The organism is Sphingomonas sp. MMS24-J45 (assembly GCF_044881195.1).
GTDB lineage: Bacteria > Pseudomonadota > Alphaproteobacteria > Sphingomonadales > Sphingomonadaceae > Sphingomonas.
The window spans coordinates 1,848,804-1,867,881 of sequence record NZ_CP173255.1 but is presented as its reverse complement, the minus strand read 5'-3'; the positions used below and the strand labels follow the sequence as shown (position 1 = coordinate 1,867,881).

General features: G+C 67.8%; 24 protein-coding genes and 1 tRNA gene. 14 read left to right on the top strand and 11 right to left on the bottom strand.

Features of this window, described 5'->3' with window-relative positions:
• Positions 1 to 8: 8 nt before the first annotated feature.
• The 6 genes from arsH to AB5I39_RS09360 are packed head-to-tail and all read right to left on the bottom strand — an operon-like array spanning position 9 to position 3,419.
• Complete coding sequence (gene arsH, locus AB5I39_RS09385; RefSeq protein WP_404365680.1) at positions 9 to 767, bottom strand: arsenical resistance protein ArsH; 759 nt, start codon at positions 765 to 767, stop codon at positions 9 to 11.
• The gene (gene arsN2 / locus AB5I39_RS09380; RefSeq protein ID WP_404365677.1) at positions 764 to 1,204 is read right to left on the bottom strand and encodes an arsenic resistance N-acetyltransferase ArsN2; all 441 of its coding nucleotides are present in this window, start codon (positions 1,202 to 1,204) and stop codon (positions 764 to 766) included. Before arsN2 ends, arsH begins: the two co-directional genes overlap by 4 nt.
• Entirely contained in the window at positions 1,201 to 2,229 is a 1,029-nt protein-coding gene (gene arsB, locus AB5I39_RS09375; RefSeq protein WP_404365675.1) for an ACR3 family arsenite efflux transporter, read from the bottom strand. Before arsB ends, arsN2 begins: the two co-directional genes overlap by 4 nt.
• The gene (arsC, locus tag AB5I39_RS09370; RefSeq protein WP_404365672.1) at positions 2,229 to 2,657 is read right to left on the bottom strand and encodes an arsenate reductase (glutaredoxin); all 429 of its coding nucleotides are present in this window, start codon (positions 2,655 to 2,657) and stop codon (positions 2,229 to 2,231) included. The genes arsB and arsC overlap by 1 nt, the downstream gene beginning before the upstream one ends.
• Positions 2,654 to 3,001, bottom strand: coding sequence for an ArsR/SmtB family transcription factor (locus tag AB5I39_RS09365; protein ID WP_404365669.1), 348 nt, complete (start codon positions 2,999 to 3,001; stop codon positions 2,654 to 2,656). Before AB5I39_RS09365 ends, arsC begins: the two co-directional genes overlap by 4 nt.
• Before the next feature lie 31 nt (positions 3,002 to 3,032).
• Positions 3,033 to 3,419: an ArsR/SmtB family transcription factor gene (locus tag AB5I39_RS09360; protein ID WP_404365666.1), complete on the bottom strand. Its 387-nt coding sequence runs from the start codon at positions 3,417 to 3,419 to the stop codon at positions 3,033 to 3,035.
• 202 nt (positions 3,420 to 3,621) lie between these two features.
• Between AB5I39_RS09360 and AB5I39_RS09355 the strand changes: the two genes are divergently transcribed.
• From AB5I39_RS09355 to AB5I39_RS09330, 6 genes are all read left to right on the top strand, one after another.
• Positions 3,622 to 4,383 (top strand): hypothetical protein, encoded by a 762-nt coding sequence (locus tag AB5I39_RS09355; protein ID WP_404365663.1) that lies wholly within the window; start codon positions 3,622 to 3,624, stop codon positions 4,381 to 4,383.
• A gap of 80 nt (positions 4,384 to 4,463) precedes the next feature.
• A complete protein-coding gene (locus AB5I39_RS09350; RefSeq protein WP_404365661.1) occupies positions 4,464 to 5,372 on the top strand; it encodes a 3'-5' exonuclease in 909 nt (302 codons plus the stop codon).
• Positions 5,369 to 6,091 carry a hypothetical protein gene (locus tag AB5I39_RS09345; RefSeq protein ID WP_404365658.1) on the top strand — a complete coding sequence of 241 codons (723 nt, stop codon included), beginning with the start codon at positions 5,369 to 5,371 and terminating at the stop codon, positions 6,089 to 6,091. The genes AB5I39_RS09350 and AB5I39_RS09345 overlap by 4 nt, the downstream gene beginning before the upstream one ends.
• Before the next feature lie 118 nt (positions 6,092 to 6,209).
• Positions 6,210 to 7,073: a hypothetical protein gene (locus AB5I39_RS09340; protein WP_404365655.1), complete on the top strand. Its 864-nt coding sequence runs from the start codon at positions 6,210 to 6,212 to the stop codon at positions 7,071 to 7,073.
• Positions 7,066 to 7,839, top strand: coding sequence for a hypothetical protein (locus AB5I39_RS09335; protein WP_404365652.1), 774 nt, complete (start codon positions 7,066 to 7,068; stop codon positions 7,837 to 7,839). Before AB5I39_RS09340 ends, AB5I39_RS09335 begins: the two co-directional genes overlap by 8 nt.
• On the top strand, positions 7,836 to 8,537 hold the full coding sequence (locus AB5I39_RS09330; protein WP_404365649.1) for a hypothetical protein: 702 nt from the start codon (positions 7,836 to 7,838) through the stop codon (positions 8,535 to 8,537). Before AB5I39_RS09335 ends, AB5I39_RS09330 begins: the two co-directional genes overlap by 4 nt.
• 51 nt (positions 8,538 to 8,588) lie before the next feature.
• Here the strand turns inward: AB5I39_RS09330 and AB5I39_RS09325 are convergent, their stop codons facing one another.
• The 3 genes from AB5I39_RS09325 to folK form a co-directional block, all read right to left on the bottom strand.
• Complete coding sequence (locus AB5I39_RS09325; protein WP_404365647.1) at positions 8,589 to 9,335, bottom strand: hypothetical protein; 747 nt, start codon at positions 9,333 to 9,335, stop codon at positions 8,589 to 8,591.
• Positions 9,336 to 9,499: 164 nt separating this feature from the next.
• Positions 9,500 to 9,575 (bottom strand) — tRNA-Lys (locus AB5I39_RS09320).
• A 14-nt stretch (positions 9,576 to 9,589) separates the two neighbouring features.
• Positions 9,590 to 10,099 carry a 2-amino-4-hydroxy-6-hydroxymethyldihydropteridine diphosphokinase gene (gene folK, locus AB5I39_RS09315; RefSeq protein WP_404365644.1) on the bottom strand — a complete coding sequence of 170 codons (510 nt, stop codon included), beginning with the start codon at positions 10,097 to 10,099 and terminating at the stop codon, positions 9,590 to 9,592.
• A gap of 23 nt (positions 10,100 to 10,122) precedes the next feature.
• Between folK and AB5I39_RS09310 the strand changes: the two genes are divergently transcribed.
• Positions 10,123 to 10,782, top strand: a complete 660-nt coding sequence (locus tag AB5I39_RS09310; protein ID WP_404365641.1) for a uracil-DNA glycosylase — start codon at positions 10,123 to 10,125, stop codon at positions 10,780 to 10,782.
• 153 nt (positions 10,783 to 10,935) lie between these two features.
• Positions 10,936 to 11,223: a hypothetical protein gene (locus AB5I39_RS09305; RefSeq protein ID WP_404365638.1), complete on the top strand. Its 288-nt coding sequence runs from the start codon at positions 10,936 to 10,938 to the stop codon at positions 11,221 to 11,223.
• 110 nt (positions 11,224 to 11,333) lie between these two features.
• On the opposite strand, the gene AB5I39_RS09300 is transcribed toward AB5I39_RS09305, so the two are convergent.
• The gene (locus AB5I39_RS09300) at positions 11,334 to 11,900 is read right to left on the bottom strand and encodes a DUF4337 domain-containing protein (RefSeq protein WP_404365635.1); all 567 of its coding nucleotides are present in this window, start codon (positions 11,898 to 11,900) and stop codon (positions 11,334 to 11,336) included.
• 110 nt (positions 11,901 to 12,010) lie between these two features.
• On the opposite strand from AB5I39_RS09300, the gene AB5I39_RS09295 reads away from it, so the two are divergent.
• A complete protein-coding gene (locus AB5I39_RS09295) occupies positions 12,011 to 12,253 on the top strand; it encodes a hypothetical protein (protein WP_404365633.1) in 243 nt (80 codons plus the stop codon).
• 5 nt (positions 12,254 to 12,258) lie between these two features.
• On the opposite strand, the gene aguB is transcribed toward AB5I39_RS09295, so the two are convergent.
• Positions 12,259 to 13,110, bottom strand: a complete 852-nt coding sequence (gene aguB, locus AB5I39_RS09290; RefSeq protein WP_404365630.1) for an N-carbamoylputrescine amidase — start codon at positions 13,108 to 13,110, stop codon at positions 12,259 to 12,261.
• Positions 13,111 to 13,228: 118 nt separating this feature from the next.
• On the opposite strand from aguB, the gene AB5I39_RS09285 reads away from it, so the two are divergent.
• From AB5I39_RS09285 to gyrB, 5 genes are all read left to right on the top strand, one after another.
• A complete protein-coding gene (locus tag AB5I39_RS09285) occupies positions 13,229 to 14,020 on the top strand; it encodes a Coq4 family protein (protein WP_404365627.1) in 792 nt (263 codons plus the stop codon).
• Between the two features lie 48 nt (positions 14,021 to 14,068).
• Positions 14,069 to 15,121: a DNA replication/repair protein RecF gene (recF, locus tag AB5I39_RS09280; RefSeq protein ID WP_404365624.1), complete on the top strand. Its 1,053-nt coding sequence runs from the start codon at positions 14,069 to 14,071 to the stop codon at positions 15,119 to 15,121.
• 85 nt (positions 15,122 to 15,206) lie between these two features.
• The gene (locus tag AB5I39_RS09275; RefSeq protein WP_404365621.1) at positions 15,207 to 15,974 is read left to right on the top strand and encodes an OmpA family protein; all 768 of its coding nucleotides are present in this window, start codon (positions 15,207 to 15,209) and stop codon (positions 15,972 to 15,974) included.
• Between the two features lie 84 nt (positions 15,975 to 16,058).
• The gene (locus AB5I39_RS09270; protein WP_404365618.1) at positions 16,059 to 16,445 is read left to right on the top strand and encodes a hypothetical protein; all 387 of its coding nucleotides are present in this window, start codon (positions 16,059 to 16,061) and stop codon (positions 16,443 to 16,445) included.
• 93 nt (positions 16,446 to 16,538) lie between these two features.
• The gene (gyrB, locus tag AB5I39_RS09265) at positions 16,539 to 19,055 is read left to right on the top strand and encodes a DNA topoisomerase (ATP-hydrolyzing) subunit B (protein WP_404365616.1); all 2,517 of its coding nucleotides are present in this window, start codon (positions 16,539 to 16,541) and stop codon (positions 19,053 to 19,055) included.
• Positions 19,056 to 19,078: the final 23 nt, after the last annotated feature.

The window sequence follows — 19,078 nt, the reverse complement described above, 5'->3', positions numbered from 1 at the left end:
AGTGCCTGCTACAAGACCGCCCGGGGTTCGGCGGCGATCGCCACCGCCGAGTGATCCTCGGCCTCGAGGCGCCGGCCCGCCGACTTCCGCTCCGAATATCGGTCGACGAGCTGGGCCGAATGGGGCCGCATGAGCACGGTGAAGCGCACCAGCTCCTCCATCACGTCGACGATGCGGTCGTAATAGCTGGAGGGACGCATCCGGCCGGTCTCGTCGAACTCCTTGTAGGCCATCGCGACCGACGACTGGTTGGGAATGGTGAACATCCGCATCCAGCGGCCGAGCAGACGCAACGTGTTGACCGCGTTGAACGACTGCGACCCGCCGGAGACCTGCATGACCGCGAGCGTGCGTCCCTGCGTCGGCCGCATCCCTTTCATCTCGAGCGGCAGGTGGTCGATCTGCGCCTTCATGATGCCGGTGATCTGGCCATGCCGCTCCGGGCTGCACCAGACCATCCCTTCCGACCACAGCGCGTGCTCGCGAAGTTCGTGGACGGCGGGATGGTCGTCGCCCGCAATCTGATCCGGCAGCGGCAGGTCGGACGGGTCGAAGATACGCGTCTCGGCACCGAACAGCTCGAGGAGGCGCGCCGCCTCCTCGGTCGCCAGGCGGGAGAAGGACCGCTGGCGCAGCGATCCGTATAGCAGCAGGATGCGCGGCGGCGGTTGGTCGTCGCCGAGGCCGACTGCGGGCCGCGGCAGGACAAACGATGGGTCCAGCGCCGGCAGCACGTCGACGTCTTGGACCTGGCGCAGGCGGCTCATGCGATTTCCTTGACGAGGTAGGCGGCGCTGCCGGGGCACAGGGATGAGAACTGGGCGGTGGCGGCGATCGGGGCGGGCGCGTCGGCACGGTCCGCCGGCCGGTATCCCCGCGCGCGGAAGAAGTCCGCGACGGTGTTAGTCAACAGATGCAGCCGCTCCGCCCCATCGCGGCGGGCGAGCGCCTCGACATGCGCCACGAGCAGACCGCCGTGGCCCTGCCGCTTGCGGCTCGGCAGCACGACGAGCGAGCGCAGCAGCCGGTCGGCACCGTCGCCCTCCAGCCCGACGAAGCCGATCGGCCCCTTTTCGTCGGACAGCCCGAAGAACGCGCGGCCGGACCGGTCGAGGTCGTCGGTGGGCAGTCCGGCGGCGTCGAGCGCCAGTCGGAGCACGTCGTGGGCTCCGCTAGCCAGCGGAGCGAAGGTCGTGCGGCTCATGCAGGCACGCCCTCATACCAGCGCCGCGTGCGCTTCACGATCGCGACCACGCTCAGCATGACCGGCACCTCGACCAGCACACCGACGACCGTCGCCAGCGCTGCGCCGCTCTTCAGGCCGAACAGCGAGATCGCCGCCGCCACCGCCAGTTCGAAGAAGTTGGACGCGCCGATCAGCGCGGCCGGCGCCGCGACGCACCACGCCACGCCGAGCCGGCGGGATAGCCAGTATGCGATGCCGGCGTTGAGGTAGACCTGGATGAGGATCGGAACCGCGATCAGCGCGATGACGAGGGGCTGCGCCACGATCTGCTCGCCCTGGAAGCCGAAGAGCAGGACCAGGGTGGCGAGCAGCGCGACGAGCGAGGCCGGGCCGAGCGTGCCGAGCAGCCGGTCCAGTGCGGCCTGACCTCCGCGTCCGAGTAGCGCCCGGCGGATGACCTGCGCGACGATCACCGGCACCACGATGTAGAGCACGACGGAGAGCAGCAGCGTGTCCCAGGGGACGGTCACCGAGGCGACACCGAGCAGCAGCGCGACGAGCGGCGCGAACAGGAACACCATCAGCAGGTCGTTCAGCGCCACCTGGCTGAGCGTGTAGGTCGGCTCGCCCCCGCACAGGTTCGACCAGACGAACACCATGGCCGTGCAGGGCGCCGCGGCCAGCAGGATCAGGCCCGCTATGTAGGACTGGATCTCCCCCGCCGGCAGCAGCGGCGCGAACAGCCAGCCGAGGAACACGGTGCCGAGCGCCGCCATCGAGAACGGCTTCACCGCCCAGTTCACGAACAGCGTGACGCCCACGCCCTTCCAGTGCTGGCGGACCGACCCGAGCGCACCGAAGTCGATCTTGAGCAGCATCGGGACGATCATCAGCCAGATCAGCGCGGCGACGACGAGGTTCACGCGCGCGACCTCGGCCGAGGCGATCGCGGCGAAGACGCCGGGCGCCGCCTGGCCGAGCGCTATCCCCGCGACGATGCACAGCGCGACCCAGACCGACAGGTATCGTTCGAAGGTGCCCATCAGCCCAGCCGGCGGCCGTCGGCGTCGACGACCCGCTCACCGTCCTCCTTGGCAAAGGCGCCGCGCTGCTGTTCGGGCAGGATGTCGAGCACCGCTTCGGACGGACGGCACAGGCGCACCCCGATCGGCGTCACGACCAGTGGCCGGTTGATCAGGACCGGGTGTGCCATCATCGCGTCGACGAGCGCGTCGTCGCTCAGCGTCCCGTCGTCGAGGCCGAGCTCGGCGTAGGGGGTGCCCTTCTCGCGCAGCAGCTGACGCGGGGTTAGACGCGCGCGCTCGATGAGCTGGACGAGCATCGCGCGCGAGGGCGGCGTCTTCAGGTACTCGATCACATGCGGCTCGATGCCAGCGTTCCGGATCATGGCCAGCGCATTGCGGGACGTGCCGCATTCGGGGTTGTGGTAGATGATTGCGTCGGTGGTCATGGGTGAGCTCCGGGTGAGCAGCAGGCGAGTTCGGCGAGCAGCGGCTCGCACAGTTCCGGCCGACTCTGGCAGCAGTCCTTGGCCAGGAAGAGCATGAGCGCACGGAGTGCGGTGATGTCCGCTCGCTGCACGAAGTTGCGGCCGCGGCGTTCGGTCGACACGAGCCCCGCCTTCGCCAGCACGGCCAGATGCGTGGAGAAGGTGCTCTGCGACAGGGCCGCGCGCCCGACCAGCTGGCCCGTCGTCAGGCCTTCCGGCTCATGCGCTACGAGCGCGCGGAAGGTGTCCAGGCGTGTCGGGTGTGCGAGGGCCGCAAGTGCGGCGAGGGCTTCGCTGTCGGTCATTCATCGGCGATAACCGATGTATCAGGCTGGATCAAGAAGGATCGGTTTTTCCCGATACGACCTTTGCCGTTCCCGCCTTTCGCCCCTCCTGTCCGCGCTGGCACTCGTTCAGATCGTCCTGCAGGTGGCCGCAGACCTCGGCGCAGCCGTCGCAGCAGTCCTTGATCAGGAAGACCGTCAGCTGGCGGATGGCGTCGGGCACGGCGCGATAGAAGATGTTGCGGCCGACCCGGCGCGAGGTGGCGAGCCCTGCCTGACTGAGGATCGTAAGGTGGCTGCTCATCGTGTTCGCAGGCGTGCCGGTCTTCTCGGCCAGTTCGCCGGCGGTCATTCCCTCGTCGCCCGCGCGCGCGAGGAGTGAGAAGACGGCCAGCCGGGTCGGCTGGGCCAGCGCGCTCATGATCGTGATCGCCTTCATCTTTTCCATTCCTCCAGAATAACCGAAGCGACAGCCTCCGCAAGCTGCCTGTCTGGTGATCGATTCAGAACGGGACACATCAATTACATTTCGACATATCCAGAAGGGTTGAACTATTGGAACCCTGTAGCTACTTCAGGGTTGCATGCCGTCTCACCGCCGGGCGGGTGCACATGAAGGGATCGGCGGATGGAGACGACGCATGAACATGATGACGATGTTCGATGTGCCCGCCGCGGCAGCCATGCCGCTGGTGCGATACGAAGACCCGCTGGACGACGACGCCCCGACCGACGCCGCCGTCACGACCACGCGTCGCGGGCTGGTCCGCCTGGCGCTCGTCGCCGCCGAGACCGGCGCGCGGTTCCAACGCGAGGCTGCTGAGCACGACCCGATGAGCTGGCTGCTCGCGCCGCGCGCCTTGTTCGGGGGAGCCAGCGCGATCGACGCGTGCCTCGCCCGGCAGGAGTGCATGCGCGGCATCCTGCTTCACGGTCTGTCGCTCGGGCTGGACGCCGACGCTGCCGACATCGACGCGCTGGTTGCGGATAGCGACGGCGGCGACGTCGGCGACGGGACGGTTACCGCCGCGCCCCAGTCGAAGCGGCCGCGCCGGGCCGACGGTCCGCACCACGACAACGTGCTCCCGTTCCGTCAGGCCGGCGGGACGCAGCCGCGGCTCTTCACGGCCACCATCGTGCATGACGACGGCTTCGAGACCGTGCACGCCTTCCACGCGTCGTTCGCGACGGACGAGGCGGAGATCGCGGGGCGCCTCTTCATGCGGATGGGACCGGCGGCGGCGGACGCCGCCATCGTTACCGGGTTCGACCACACGTCGCCGATCGTCGAGGCTCTCGTGTCGCAGGCGATCTGCGACACGCTGATGATGATCGACGCCGAGCCGACGTCGCCGCTGGCGGCGGGCCTCGACCTCAACATCGAGCAGCGCTTCCTCGCCTGATCCATTTCTGGGCGGTCGGACCCGCCGCTTGTCCGGTCCGACCTGCCCGAGGTGACGGGCTACCAAAACCGGAGACGACCATGCGGGACGGGATTCCTGCGCCGGACGCGCTGTGCGCGGTCAACGGCGAAGACGACGTGCGTCTGCTGCGCCGCCTCGACGTGCGCGAGGGCGAGACCGGCGTCGGCGGGCGTATCGATACAATCATCGGCGTGGTGGTCGATGTCGAGACCAGCGGCCTCGGCGGCGACGACAAGGTCATCGAGCTCGCGCTGCGCCGTTTCCGCGCGGATCCGGACGGCGTGATCGTCAAGATCGACCGTGGCTACTCCTGGCTGGAGGATCCGGGCCGCGATTTGCCCGAGGACATCGTCAGGTTGACCGGCCTGACGGACGCCGACGTGGCAGGCCAGGTGATCGACGAGGACGCGGCGGTGCGGCTGCTGAAGTCCGCCGATTTCGTCTGTGCGCATAACGCCATTTTCGACCGGGCGCACGTCGAGCGCCGCCTGCCGGGTGCGGCTGGCCTTGCCTGGTGCTGCAGTTGCAAGGACATCGACTGGCGGGCCGGCGGCTACGACGGACGGTCCCTCGGCTGGCTGCTCGCGCAGGCTGGCTACTTCCACGGTGCCCATCGCGCCGGCGACGACGTCGACGCGGTGATCCAGATCCTGCGGCAGCACCTGCCGAACGGCGGCACCGCGCTCGCCGAGATGCTGGCGACCGCCCGTGCGCCCAGCTGGCGCTTCCGCGCGGTCGGTGCGGCCTTCGAGCTCAAGGACGAGTTGCGCGCGAGGGGCTACCGCTGGGACGCCGCCGGCGATCCCAAGTGCTGGTGGCGGGAGGTGCCCGACTCGCGCCGCTGCGAGGAGGAATGGTGGCTGGCCGGCCACATTTACTCGATCGGCGCGAACCCCAGGGCGCTTGGGCCGATCGTCGAGCGCGTGACGTGGCACGAACGCTACGCCCCCGCGGAGCGGCAGTCGTGAGCCGCGGCCGCTGCGCGTCCGTCCGCACCTATCGGCTCACGGATCCCGCGACGGCGTCCGACCGGCAGCGGTTCAGGGAGGCCAGGGGGGCCGCGCGCGTCGCGGTCAGGGAAGCGGATCTTGAGGACCCGGGCGCGCGGCGCGCGGCCTTCCGGCAGGAGGTCGGGACGAACGTGCGCTCCGCGTCGCCCTTCCTGCTGTCGCTCGTGGTTTCGGCGGGGGAGGAGATCGATCGGCTGCTCCACCGGCTCGACCCGGGACTGCACTGGCCGCGCTACCCGGCACTGTCGTCCAACCCCGCGTCGCGCTTCCAGCGGCTGCGCGAACCGCCCCGTCGGTTCGTGATCGCCACGCGCAATGGCGACAGGGAGGCCGTGCGCCGCCGCGGCTTCGGCCACACGGTGCCGTTCATCTTCTCGCGGAGCGACTGGGCCTGTCTCGAGGTCGTCGAGCATTCGCTCGAGGTCGAGGCGCGGATCGGTCCGGCGAGGCTGGAGACGCTCTTCGGCGTGCTGCGGGTCGAGCTCGACGCGCCGCTGCCGGACACGATCGCCCTGGCGATCCTCGGACGGCGGATCGGCGAGGTGATCGACCACCGATCGCTCCGCGGGCATTCGTGGCCGATCGTCGCTGTCGAGGAGCCGCCGTCGCCGTCCTCCGGCCAGACGCTGGTCGTCGAGACCGGTTCGGTGGCCTTCCGCATGCCGTGGGTGCGCTGATGTGGACGCCCCCCTGCCGCGACCCACCGATCCGGCAGCCCCGGCCAGCCGCCTCGGCCAGCCCGGCATCCCGCCCGACCCAGACACCGCAGCCTGCCCCGATGAAGGAGATTTCCACATGTCTAAGAAGCCGACCAAGTCCACGGCGCTCGTTCCCGCCGGCCAGCGCAAGCCGCCCGCCAAGCGCAAGCCGGCGGTGCCCGCCGTCATGCCCGCCACCGCCGACACGCTGCTGCCGGCCCTCCGCTCCGAGCTCGCCGTCGCCAAGCTGGTCGGAACCGGGGGCGACGTCGCGCGCGACGAAGGCGTCGTCCTCGTAACCGGCCGTGCCTACGCCACCCGCGAGTGCATCGTCCCCGCCGCCGAGGTCTACTACGACCGTGAGTCCCATCCCGATGGCGCGGGACAGTGGCTCGGCGAGGCCGACAAGGTCAGCTGGCGCGACGAGGCCAGCGGCTACGAGTGCATCATGCTGCGTGACACCCGCGGCGGCTTCCTCTGTGGTTACGTCGGCGTTCCGTCCGACCACCCGCTGTGGGGTTGGGACAAGGGGGCGGTGCCCGCCGACATCGGGATCGAGATCCACGGCGGCATCACCTATGCGCGGCTGTGCCAGGCCGGACCGACCCCGGCCCGCCGCCTGGCGGTCGAGGCGCGCCGCATCTGCCACGTCGAGCTGAGCCCGGCGGTATACCACGAGGTCGCGCACGCGACGGATCACCGCGTCCAGGACCCCCACGCGTGGTGGCTCGGGTTCAGCTGCAACCACGCTTACGATCTCATCCCCGGCGACGGGCGCCCCGCCATGCCCACGTCGTCGTCGGAACTCGCCCGGATCTATCGCGACGACGCCTATGTCGTCCGCGAGACGATCGCGCTGGCGGCGCAGCTGCGCGCCATCGCCGACGGGACCGAGGCGCCGCCGCGCGACGGACCGCCGCCGATCGGTCTCGACACCAGGCGCGGGGGTGGCCGTGGCTGAGTTCGAGCGCCATCTCGGCGAACTCCCGTGGGGCTGGTGGCTGCGCGCCGGTCCCCGTGGCCTCGAGGATGCTGATGGCCGGACGTGGCGGAGCGTGAGGGACGCCTTCTGGCAGGGTGAACTCGGCTTCCCGCCCGTCCACTTCGCGCCCGAGCAGCACGAGCTGATGCTGCGCGTCATGACCGCGATCCACGCGGGGTGGCACGGCCCCGAGGGCCGGCACGACCTGTTCGACGGCGACATGCTGGCGTGGAGGTTCCACCAGTGCTGGCTCGCGTCGATCGGCATGATCAAGGCGTCGCCGTGGGGAAATCCGCTGGAGGGGGGACTCACCGACTTGGGCAGGTCGGTGTTGATGATGCTGCAGGCGACACGCGAGCCGGATTTCGAGCACTTGCCCATGGCGGGGGTCATGGCGGCCGTCACGACCGCCAGGGGCCTCGACAGCGAGGCCCGCGAGCGGGCGCTGCTGACGTTCGAGCGCGAGGTGGGGTTCCGTCGCCACCTCTTCGCGCGTGAGCGCATCGGCACGCGCCACCTCGTGACGCTCACCGGCATCACGGTCGGCGCGCGGATGCCGACGAGGAACGTCGCCTGGTCGCAGACGTTCGCCGACGCGGCGTCGCGCGACGACATGTTCGCCTGGCTTGCCGAGCGGGTCCACGCTTGGGACGCCTGGGGCGAGCTGGCCTATGGCAAGGGTGCCGACGCGCTCACCCGCCACCTGTTGGCGGTGATCGTCGGGACGGGCGGATTGGCAAAGTGACGGCGCGTGCCGCCGTCGCGGTGCCCGGTGCGCCGGACGCGCCAACCGAAGGCGATCGTCGGCGTTTTCGAAACGCCCGGCGGAAAGTTCGGGCGCGCCTGCACGAAATCGAGGCGGCGCGGGATGCGGCGGTCGTCGAGGCATTCCGGATCGAGCTCGGCGCCGTCGTTAGGTCGGCATCTCCACTGCTCGCCCCGATGCTCGCCGCTGATGGATTGACACTTGATGACGTCGCCGTGCGGATCGAGCCGGAGCTGGGCTGGCCTCGCCGCCCCCGCCTCGGCGGGTCCAAGGGTGCCCCCACCCCCACCATGACAGCACACACGCTCCGCCACTACATCGCCGGACTGAACGCGAGCCTGACCTCGCAACCCTCCAGCGGCTGCGAGGTCAGGCGCCGCGATGGAGACTATCTCGCGATCCGGGTTGTAGACCACTCCGTGGAGCTCTTTGCGCTGATCGGCGGGGTCCGGATCGACACCCGCTTCGGGGAGCTGCGCGTCAGGACGGCGGACGCGGTGCCCGACACTATCCTCGGCGCCAGCGTCGGCCGCCTGATCGAGGAGATCATCGACCACCCGGCCTGGCGCGGCCGGGGTTGGCGGATCGCAGCGGTCGATGAGGATGGTGGCCGCATAGGACCTGCGCTGGTCGTGATGACCGGATCGGTCGGATATCGAATGCCATGGGCGCGCTGACGGTCGGGCCTGCGGCGAGCTGGGACCGTAGTCAGCTTACCCATGCCCTTCCTAGGCAGCGGTGGGTGGGGGTTGCGAAAAGTCGAGATGCCGCGCTGCCAGCCGGAGCAGTAGGTCGATGCCGCAGAGGATGTAGCTCGCGCCCCGCAGGTCGCCGTAGCTTCGTAGCGCGTGAGTCTCGGCATGCCGGTTCGGCACCGCACCCCGCGCCGCGGCGTCGGTGGCGTCGCGGCACGACGCGAACAGCTGATCCTCGATGAACTCGAACATGGACATCGACTCGATCGGGTCCTCCCTGATCATCGGCACGTCCTGCAGGACGCCGAGCAGTCCATCGACCGCGGCCTTCGGGCTGCGCTTGTTGACGAGCGCGCGTGCCACCGCTTCGAACTCGGGCAACAGGATGCGGACAACCGTCAGGTATTTGCCGACTACGTATGCCGCGCATGCCTCGCTGACCGCCGTCGAGACGGAGCTGGACAGCCGCTCGACACCGTATCCACTGATGCGTCGCTCGATCTCGTTCGCGACGGCCAGCCGGTGCTCCTCGAACCATGCCTGCGCCATCGCCCCGACGTCGGCGCCCTCGTTAAGCAACGCCATCTGGAAGTCATCTTCCATCAGCGACATCCCCGGCCACTCTGCCTTCCGGAGTTCCCGGGCCGCCTCCTGGGATACCGCGACCGGATCGATCAGGATTCCAAAGCCCGGCTCCGGGGTCATGTCCCACGGGCGGGGATAGACCATCGGCCACATTCCAGTGCCTTTGCGGGGGCGGCGGCGGAAGGGATAGAACATACTAGGCCTCGCTGAACCATCGCCTCTGATCCAGCAGTTTCAGAGCGGCGAAATTATTGGTCTATCTATCCGATCCGGCGCCGATCGCACGAGACGCGGCCCCGTTATGTCACCATAGGTTGGCCCAATGTCACTGTCAGCTTGTGCCAGTGGATCCGTGGAGATGGTGGGCCCGTCGGGACTCGAACCCGAGACCTACAGATTAAAAGTCCGTTGCTCTACCAACTGAGCTACGGGCCCACACCGGGGACCCGTTAGGGTCGCCTTCCCACTTGGTCAAGGCGAGGCAGTGTACGCAATAGCCGCGCGTGCAGCTGCCGCACGCGCAGTCCGGTCAACGGATCGCGCCAATCGGGGGCAACGCGCAGCAACGGGCCGAGCACGAAATCGCGCTCCCGAAACGCCGCATGGGGTATCGTCAGGCCGCGCGACCACCACGCCCCGCCCGACCACAGCACAATATCGAGATCGATCACCCGCGCGCTCCAACGCTGTCCGCGCCGCCGACCGAACGCCCGCTCGATGCTCTTTAGCCGCGCCAGCACCGCAGGCGGCTCCTCCACCGTTTCGACCAAGGCGACCGCATTGGCGTAGCGGCGAATCGAGGGACCGACGGGATCGCTTGCGATGATCGGCGAAACCGCCACCATGCCGGGCAGCACGGCGATCGCCGCCCTGACCTCGGCCATCGGACTGCCGTGCCGCCCGCAGCGGTTCGATCCGATCGCGATCGCGTAACAAAAAGCATGGGTTGAGGTCGGCACGACATCACGCCTATCGCAAAGTGATGAACTTCGCACCCAGCCCGATTCCCGAAACCGAACCGCCGCGTGATTGCCCGCGCTGCCCGCGCCTCGTCGCGCTGCGCGAAAGCCTGCGGGCCGAACATCCCGATTGGTGGAACGGCCCCATCACCGCCTTTGGCGATCCCGCCGCCTGGCTCGGCATCATCGGCCTCGCCCCGGCGCAATATGGCGCGAATCGGACTGGCCGCCCGTTCACCGGGGATCGCTCCGCCCCGTTATTGTTCGACACGCTCGCCAAATATGGCCTCGCCACCGGGGAGTATGAAGGCAAGCCCGATGATACGCTCGCGCTGACCGGCGCGATGATCCTCGACGCCGTCAAATGCCTGCCACCGCAGAACAAGCCGACGCCGGAGGAAATCCGCAACTGCCGTCCCTTCCTGGAGGGGCAGGCAAGCGCGCTGCCCAACGCCCGCATCTTCGTGGCCCTTGGCCAGACCGCGCATCAGTCGGCGGTCAAGATGCTCGGCGGCAAGCTGCCCAAATGCCGCTTCGGCCACCTTGCCGAGCATCGCATGCCCGATGGCCGTATCCTGATCGATAGCTACCATTGCTCCAGCTACAATCAGAACACCGGGCGGCTGACGACGGAAATGTTCGAGGCGGTGTTCGCACGGGCGCACGACTTGCGCGACGCCTGATCTTCGCGCGGATTACCAAAAGCTGGCGCTCCATCCCGAGCCCGTGGTACGAGCCGAAGAGTGTTATCGTTCTATAACAATATATTAGGTGTATGGCATAGATAATGCACCTCTCGTCATAGCCGATTTTCCGGTGCCATGATGGAGACTGCCATGAGCCTGACCTTTGCCCTGATCCTGACCGCCAGCGCAACCGCCGCACCGCCGCCCGAAGGCGGACGCTGGGAGCGGATCGTGAGCGCAGCGCATGAGATGGACGTGCCGACGCCGCGCCTGTTCGACGCACTCGCCGCGACCGCACCACGCCGCGAAGCGGGGCCACGTTATTGCTTCGACGACCGTCTCACCAACCCCGACGCGCCGACCAAAGTCTGCCGTACCCGCGCGGAGTGGCTGGCGTTCGGGCTGGAGCCGATCGCGGAGGAGAGCGGCGCTGGCTGAGGCTGGGACGGCCTAAGAAGGATTCACGCGAAGAGCCCGAAGGGTAACGTTGGCTGCCGCGCAAGCTTCGTGGCCTTCGCGTGAACCAAATCGCGGCACGCCCCGCGCGCTCAGCCCAGAAACGTGCTCAGCACGTCGGGGTGGAACGCCCACCCGGCAAAACCGCACAGCCCCATGAACAGGCCGAACGCGCTGAACACCCACCCCGCGACGAGCAAGGGAAAGCTCTCCGCCAGCGCCGCCACCGCGGCCACCGAAATCGCGGTCGACAGCGCGGCATCGCTCGCATCGAACTGATCGTCATGGACGTTGAGCGCGTCGTAGCGGTCGGCAAAGCCTTGCGCCTGCTTCGCGAGCGCCGGAGCCTCGACTCGGTATTTGGCGATCTCGTCGTCGAGCCGCACGATCGCGACGCTGGCAGCAGCCTTCGCGCCGGGGGTGGCGGCCAGCACGGTCATCTCACCGCGCGCCGTCTCGGCGATATGCGTTTTGGTCTTGGTCGCCTGATACTCACTCCATCGATCGACCGAATCGGCCTTCGCCTGCGCCATGTTCTGGACGATGTTGCCGTCCTTGATGTTACCCAGCCCCATGAACACCGACAGGATCACCACGGTAACCGCGACACGGCGGTTGAGCCGCTTGTCCTTTGCTTCGGCGCTGACTTCGATCTCCATGGCGATGGAATCACCACGCCATTCACCGCATCGCCAGTGAATTCGACGTCATCGATTCTTCATCCGCCGCTAGACCCGTGATAGTCTTCGCGTATCAACAGGAGAGAGCCATGCTGATCGCGTCCCTCGTCGCACTGTCGGCCGCCGCCGTCACGCCGCCTGCCAAGTCCGCGACGCTCAAGCCGATCTGCCGCAATCCGGGCATTGTCCTTGCCGGTGCCCCGGACAGCGTCGCGATTCGCCCCTTGGCCGACGCCGCCCCGGCCCGCCATATCAAGGCGGTGGTGCGCTCAATCGAAGGGTGCAACGCGCCGGTCGTCATCAACGCCGAGGTCGGAACGCCGCGCCGCTAGCGCCCTCAGATGTCCTGCACCAGGCGCCCGTAAAGCTCCGGCCGACGATCGCGGAAGAAGCCGAACGCCGCGCGGTGGCGCTTGACGCGGTCGAGATCGAAGGTCGCGACCAGCACGCCTTCCTCCTCGCGACCCAGCTCCGCGACGATATCGCCGCGTTCATCCGCAATGAAGCTGGTGCCGTAAAAGGTCTGGCCGTGCTCCACGCCGATGCGGTTGGCGGCGACCACCGGCACCACGTTGGACACGGAATGGCCCACCATCGCGCGCCGCCACAACCGAGCCGTGTCGAGAGACGTATCGTGCGGTTCGCTGCCGATCGCGGTCGGGAAGAACAGGACGTCCGATCCCATCAGCATCAGCGCGCGCGCGGTTTCGGGATACCATTGGTCCCAGCAGATCCCGACGCCGAGCGTGGTCGCGTCCGGCCCCGGCCATACCTTGAAACCGGTATTGCCGGGCCGGAAATAGAATTTCTCCTCATAGCCCGGCCCATCGGGAATGTGGCTCTTGCGATAGACGCCCTGAACCTTCCCATCCGGCCCGATCATCGCCAGCGAATTGTAATGATGCGGCCCGTCCGCCTCGAAGAAGCTGGTCGGGATCGTTACCTGCAATTCGGCGGCAAGCTGCTGCATCGCCAGCACCGCCTTGTGCTGCCCCACGGGTTTCGCATTGGCGAACAGGCCCTCATCCTCCACCCGGCAGAAATATTCGCCTTCGAACAATTCGGGCGGCAGGATGACACTCGCACCCTTCCCCGCCGCCTCGCGCACCAGAGCGGAGACGTTGGCGATGTTCGCGTCGATATCCGACGAGAAGGCGAGTTGCAGCGCGGCGACGGTGATCTGTGTCATGCCGCCCCATATCGTCGTTCGTGCGGCGGATTCAAACCCGCATCCGATCGAATCGCCTAGGATGGACGGCAAAGTGCAGGCGGCTTGACCGAAGCCGCGCGATCACCTATTAACATTGTTGTCAGTAAGGATCGACTCGGATGGCGAAGCTTCCTCCTTTTCCGGCACCAGCGGTCGTCGCGACTGGCGTACTGCGTTCGACGCGATCCGCCGCCTGCTCGCCAATGGCGACGACACGACGCAGGTGTTCCGCATCATGCGCGCGCTGAACGTGGGCAATGCGCCGATGAATTACGCGCGGCTGATCGCGAGCGAACAAGGCGGACGCCTGGCCTGCGCGCAGGTCGAGCTTGCCGAGCGTTTCTCCGACCCTGCCTTCGTCGCGCAATTTGCGCCCGGCACGGTCGGTGCGGCCTATCGGCATTTCCTGGAGACGACCGGCTATTCCGCCGACGGCCTGGTCGCGGTGAGCAAGGTCATCAGCGAGGATCAGGTCCAGCATCCCTACGCCTGGTTCGGACGGCGCGTGCGCGACACGCACGACATCTGGCACGTCATGACCGGCTACAAGGCCGACGAATCGCTGGGCGAGGCCTGCCTCGTCGCGTTCAGTTATGCGCAGGTCGGCGGGCTCGGCTGGGCCTTCATCGCCGCCGCCGCCGCGCTCAAGAGCCTCGGCGTCACGCGCAACACGCTGTTCGCGCGCGCCGTGTGGGAGGGCTATCGCAACGGCCGCAAGGCGAAGTGGCTGTCGGGCGAGGATTACGAAACGCTGCTCGCCGAACCGATCGACGCCGCGCGCGCGCGGCTCGGCATCGCGACGCCGGTCGCGTATCTGAAGGCGCAGCGCGAATTGGGGCCGGAAATGGCCTCCTATCTCAGCAACCGCGCCGAGCCGGTCGCCGCCTAAACACCGGCATAAATTGCGAAAGCTGCGCGACCCGGTAGAGCGGGCGTGATGCTGTCGCGCCTGGTCCTGACCGATTTTCGCAATCACGCCGCGTTGACGATCGCGCCGGGCGCGGGCTTCGTCGTGCTGACCGGCGAGAATGGCGCGGGCAAGACCAATGTGCTGGAGGCGGTGTCGCTGCTCGCACCCGGTCGCGGATTGCGCCGCGCCAGCCTCAGCGAGATCGCGCGACAGGGTGGGCCGGGCGGGTTCGGCGTCGCGGCCGATTTGACCGGAGACGTGGCGATTGCCACCGGCGCACAGGCCAGCGCGCCCGAGCGCCGCATCGTGCGGGTGCAGGGATCATCGGTCGCCGCAACTGCGCTCGCCGAATGGCTCACCGTGCTGTGGCTGACCCCGGCGATGGACCGATTGTTCGTCGAGCCCGCGGGGGAACGCCGCCGCTTCCTCGATCGGCTGACGCTTGCGCTGGCACCGGCGCATGCGGTCCATTCCAATCGCTACGAAGCAGCGATGCGCGCGCGCAACCGCCTGCTCGCCGAGGAGACGCCCCCCGACCGCGAGTGGGTGTCGGCGCTGGAGGCGCAAATGGCCGAGCATGGCGCGGCGATCGACGCGGCGCGGCGGGAGACGGTGGCGGCACTCGCCGAGCGGCTGGCCGGCCAGCCCGAAGGCCCTTTTGCGCGTGCCGGTCTCGCGCTCGATGGCTGGACCGGCGGCGGCGATACGCTGGCGCGCGATCTCGCCGACAGCAGGCGGCGCGATGCGGCGGCGGGGCGCGCGTTGGTTGGCCCGCACCGCAGCGACCTTTCCGTCACGCACCTCGGCAAGAATCAGGCGGCGGCGCTGTGCTCGACCGGCGAGCAGAAGGCGCTACTGCTCGGCCTGATCCTCGCGCATGCCGATCTCGTCGCCGAACGCACCGGCGCGCCGCCGGTGCTGCTGCTCGACGAAGTCGCGGCGCATCTCGACCCGCTGCGCCGCGCCGCGCTGTTCGATCGGCTGGCGGGCAAGGGGCAGGTGTGGATGACCGGCACCGAGGACGCGCTGTTCGCCGAGATCGGCAACGACGCGGTGCGCCTGGCGCTCGGCGCACGCTGAACCGCGCCTTTCCAGGGAACTCACGCCGCGTTCAAGCGCTCGGGCGCACGGCTGCCCCACGGAGCGGGGGCCATGGAGAAGTGTGATGCGTACCCTTATCAAGATCGTTCTCGCGGCAACGGCCGCCGCGGCAGGATTGAGCGCGACCGCCGCCACGGCGCAGGACCGTTATGACTGGCGCGCGGGCGAATATCGGCTGGAGGGCCGGGGCGTGCCGATCCTCTACCCCGAACTGCGCCGCTCGCCGCGCGGGCGCGCCTTCGTGATGCGCAATTTCGATTTCAACCGCGACGGCTTCATCAGCCCGCGCGAGGCCAGCGCCGCCAACCGCGCCTTTGCCGCGGTCGCGGGGCCGCGCCGCGACCGCTTCGACTGGGCATCGCGCGACACGGTGGTGGTGGTCGAGGACCGCGGCCCCGCGGTCGGTGCATGGGATCGCGGCGCGATGCGCGGCTATGGCTTCCGCCAGACGGCGCGCGGCGCAACGATGCGGCTGGACGAGGACGTGCTATTCGCGACCGACAGCGCGGTGCTGCGCCCCGGAGCGATCGACAAGCTGCGTACGCTCGCCGACTATCTGCGCTCCGAACCCGGCGTGCGCGTCGCGATCAACGGCTATACCGATTCGCGCGGGACCGATGCGCACAATCAGGCGCTGTCCGAACGCCGCGCCGATGCGGTGCGCAGCGCTTTCGACCAGATGGGCGTCACGCGCGCGCGGTTCTCGGTCGTCGGGCATGGCGAGGCCGATCCGGTCGCCTCCAACGCGACGCCGGGAGGAATGCGCCAGAACCGGCGGGTCGAGGTGACGCTGCTCGGCCAGCGTGCCGATCGCTTCATGCGCCTGAACTGACACAGGGGACGCGCGCCGGCCACGGTCGGCGCGCTAACCCTTTCGGCCTATTGAATCTGCTGACGCGATGACAGACAGAGCGGCATGATCGCGACACACGTCATACGGGTCTATCCTCAGAAACAGCTCGTCGACATCACGGTGGGCGGAGTCTTTGATGTACCCAGAGTCATTCAGGTCGCGCTTGACGTGAAGGCGGCGATCGACAGTCTGGGGCTGGGCCCAGGCGAACATCTCACCTTGTTCGACGTGTCCGGTTTCAGCCTGCAATCGCAGGATGTCGTCGCGGCATTACAAAGCGTGCTTGGCGACCCGCGCTACACCTCGCGGCGGTTGGCGGTCGTGGCCGACGCAACCTTGTCCCCGATGCAAATGCAGCGCGTCCTGAAACGCGACACCGCCCAATGGTTCAACAACCGTCGCGTGGCGGAGGCGTGGCTGTGCGAAGGTTTGCCGGAGCAAGGCGCCTAATCCCCCGTACGACCGGCAAAACGACACCGCGCTGCCGCGCGCCTGGCGTCCATTTCGCTTCCGTTTTGCCCTCGCCGATCCTATATGCTTGGCATGGCAGAAGACCCCAACACAAACGATTACGGCGCAGATTCCATCAAGGTACTGAAAGGCCTGGACGCGGTGCGCAAGCGCCCGGGCATGTACATTGGCGATACGGACGATGGTTCGGGCCTGCACCACATGGTGTTCGAAGTGTCCGACAATGCGATCGACGAGGCGCTTGCCGGGCATTGCGACCGGATCGACATCACGCTCAATGCCGACGGATCGGTCTCGGTCGAGGACAATGGCCGCGGGATTCCGACCGGCATCCATAGCGAGGAAGGCGTGTCGGCCGCCGAGGTCATCATGACCCAGCTCCACGCCGGCGGTAAGTTCGAGAACACCTCCGACGACAACGCGTACAAGGTTTCCGGCGGGCTGCACGGCGTCGGCGTGTCGGTGGTCAACGCTCTTTCCGAATGGCTCGATCTGACGATCTTCCGCGACGGCCAGGAACATTACATGCGCTTCGCGTTCGGCGATGCGGTCGCACCGCTGAAGGTCGTCGGCCCGGCGCCGGGCAAGAAGGGGACGCGCGTCACCTTTCTGCCGAGCCCAGCCACTTTCAAGATCACCGAGTTCGATTTCGACAAGCTCGAACATCGCTATCGCGAACTCGCCTTCCTCAATTCCGGCGTGCGGCTGTTCCTCAACGATGCGCGCCATGCCGACGCCAAGACGGTCGAACTCTATTACGAGGGCGGGATCGCGGCGTTCGTGAAGTATCTCGATCGCAACAAGGTGCCGCTCATGCCCGAGCCGGTGGCAATTGCGGGCACGCGCGACGATGTGACGATCGACGTCGCGCTGGAGTGGAACGACAGCTATTACGAAAACGTCCTGTGCTTCACCAACAACATCCCGCAGCGTGACGGCGGCACGCATCTGGCGGCGTTCCGCGCGGCGCTGACGCGGACGCTCAACAATTATGCCGATAAATCGGGCCTCCTGAAAAAGGAGAAGGTGACGCTGACCGGCGACGACATGCGCGAAGGGCTGACCGCAATCGTCTCGGTCAAGCTGCCCGACCCGAAGTTCAGCAGCCAGACCAAGGACAAGCTCGTCTCGTCCGAGGTGCGTCAACCACTCGAAAGCCTGATGGCCGACAAGCTCGCCGAATGGCTCGAGGAAAACCCTGCGCACGGCAAGGCGATCGTCGCCAAGATCATCGACGCAGCCGCCGCGCGCGAAGCCGCCAAGAAGGCGCGCGAGCTGACCCGGCGCAAGGGCGTGATGGATATCGCGTCGCTGCCCGGCAAGCTCGCCGATTGCCAGGAGCGCGATCCGGCCAAGTCCGAACTGTTCCTGGTCGAGGGCGACTCGGCCGGTGGTTCGGCCAAGCAGGGCCGCGACCGGCACTTCCAGGCGATCCTGCCGCTTCGAGGCAAGATCCTGAACGTCGAGCGCGCGCGCTTCGACCGGATGCTGTCGTCGAAGGAAATCGGGACGCTGATTCAGGCGATGGGCACCGGCATCGGCCGTGACGATTTCAACGTCGAGAAGCTGCGCTACCACAAGATCGTCATCATGACCGACGCAGACGTGGACGGCGCGCATATTCGTACGCTGCTGCTGACCTTCTTCTACCGCCAGATGCCCGAGATCATCGCGAACGGGCACCTCTACATCGCGCAGCCGCCGCTCTACAAAGCAACGCGCGGGCGATCGGAAGTGTATCTGAAGGACGATGCCGCGCTCGAGGAATATCTGGTCGAGGCAGGCGTCGCAGGCACAGTGCTGGAAGGGACGCAGGGCGGTTCGCGCTCGGGTGCCGATCTGCGGACATTGGTCGATCATGCGCGGCGGATGCGCACGTTGATGCGCTACGTGCCGCGGCGTTACGATCCGACGATCGTCGAGGCGCTGGCGATGGGCGGCGCGCTCGATCCGGCGCTCGACCTGGAAGCGCGCCGCGAGGTCGTCGTGCAGGTCGTGCGCGGGCTCGATGCCGGCGACCCCGAGGCGCGCTGGTCGGCGCGGCTCGCCGAGGATGGCGGCTTCCATGTCGAGCGCGTGTGGCGCGGCGTGACCGATCACCACATCATCGAAGGCGCATTCCTCGGGTCCGCCGAAGCGCGCAAGCTGCACGGCCTCGCGGTCGAACAGGGCGAGGCGTATGAGCACACCGCGCGCATCGTCTCGTCCAAAGCAGCAGCCGCCGCACAGGCAGAAACCGATGCCGCCGAAGATGACGCCGCAGCGACAGAGGCACCGGCGCAGGCACCAGTGGCTACGCCCGCGAAGGGATCGACGATGGTCGCCCGCCCCTCGCAATTGCTCGAAGCGGTTCTTGCTGCGGGCCGCAAGGGTCTGGCCATCCAGCGCTACAAGGGTCTCGGTGAAATGAATGCCGAGCAATTGTGGGAGACGACGCTCGACCCGCAGGTGCGGTCGATGCTGCGCGTCGAGATCGACCAGGCCGATGTGGCCGACGAGATCTTCACCCGGCTGATGGGCGATGTGGTCGAGCCGCGGCGCGAATTCATCCAGGAGAATGCGCTGAGCGTCGCCAATCTCGACGTCTGAGGCGCGAGCAAAGGGGAGTGCGG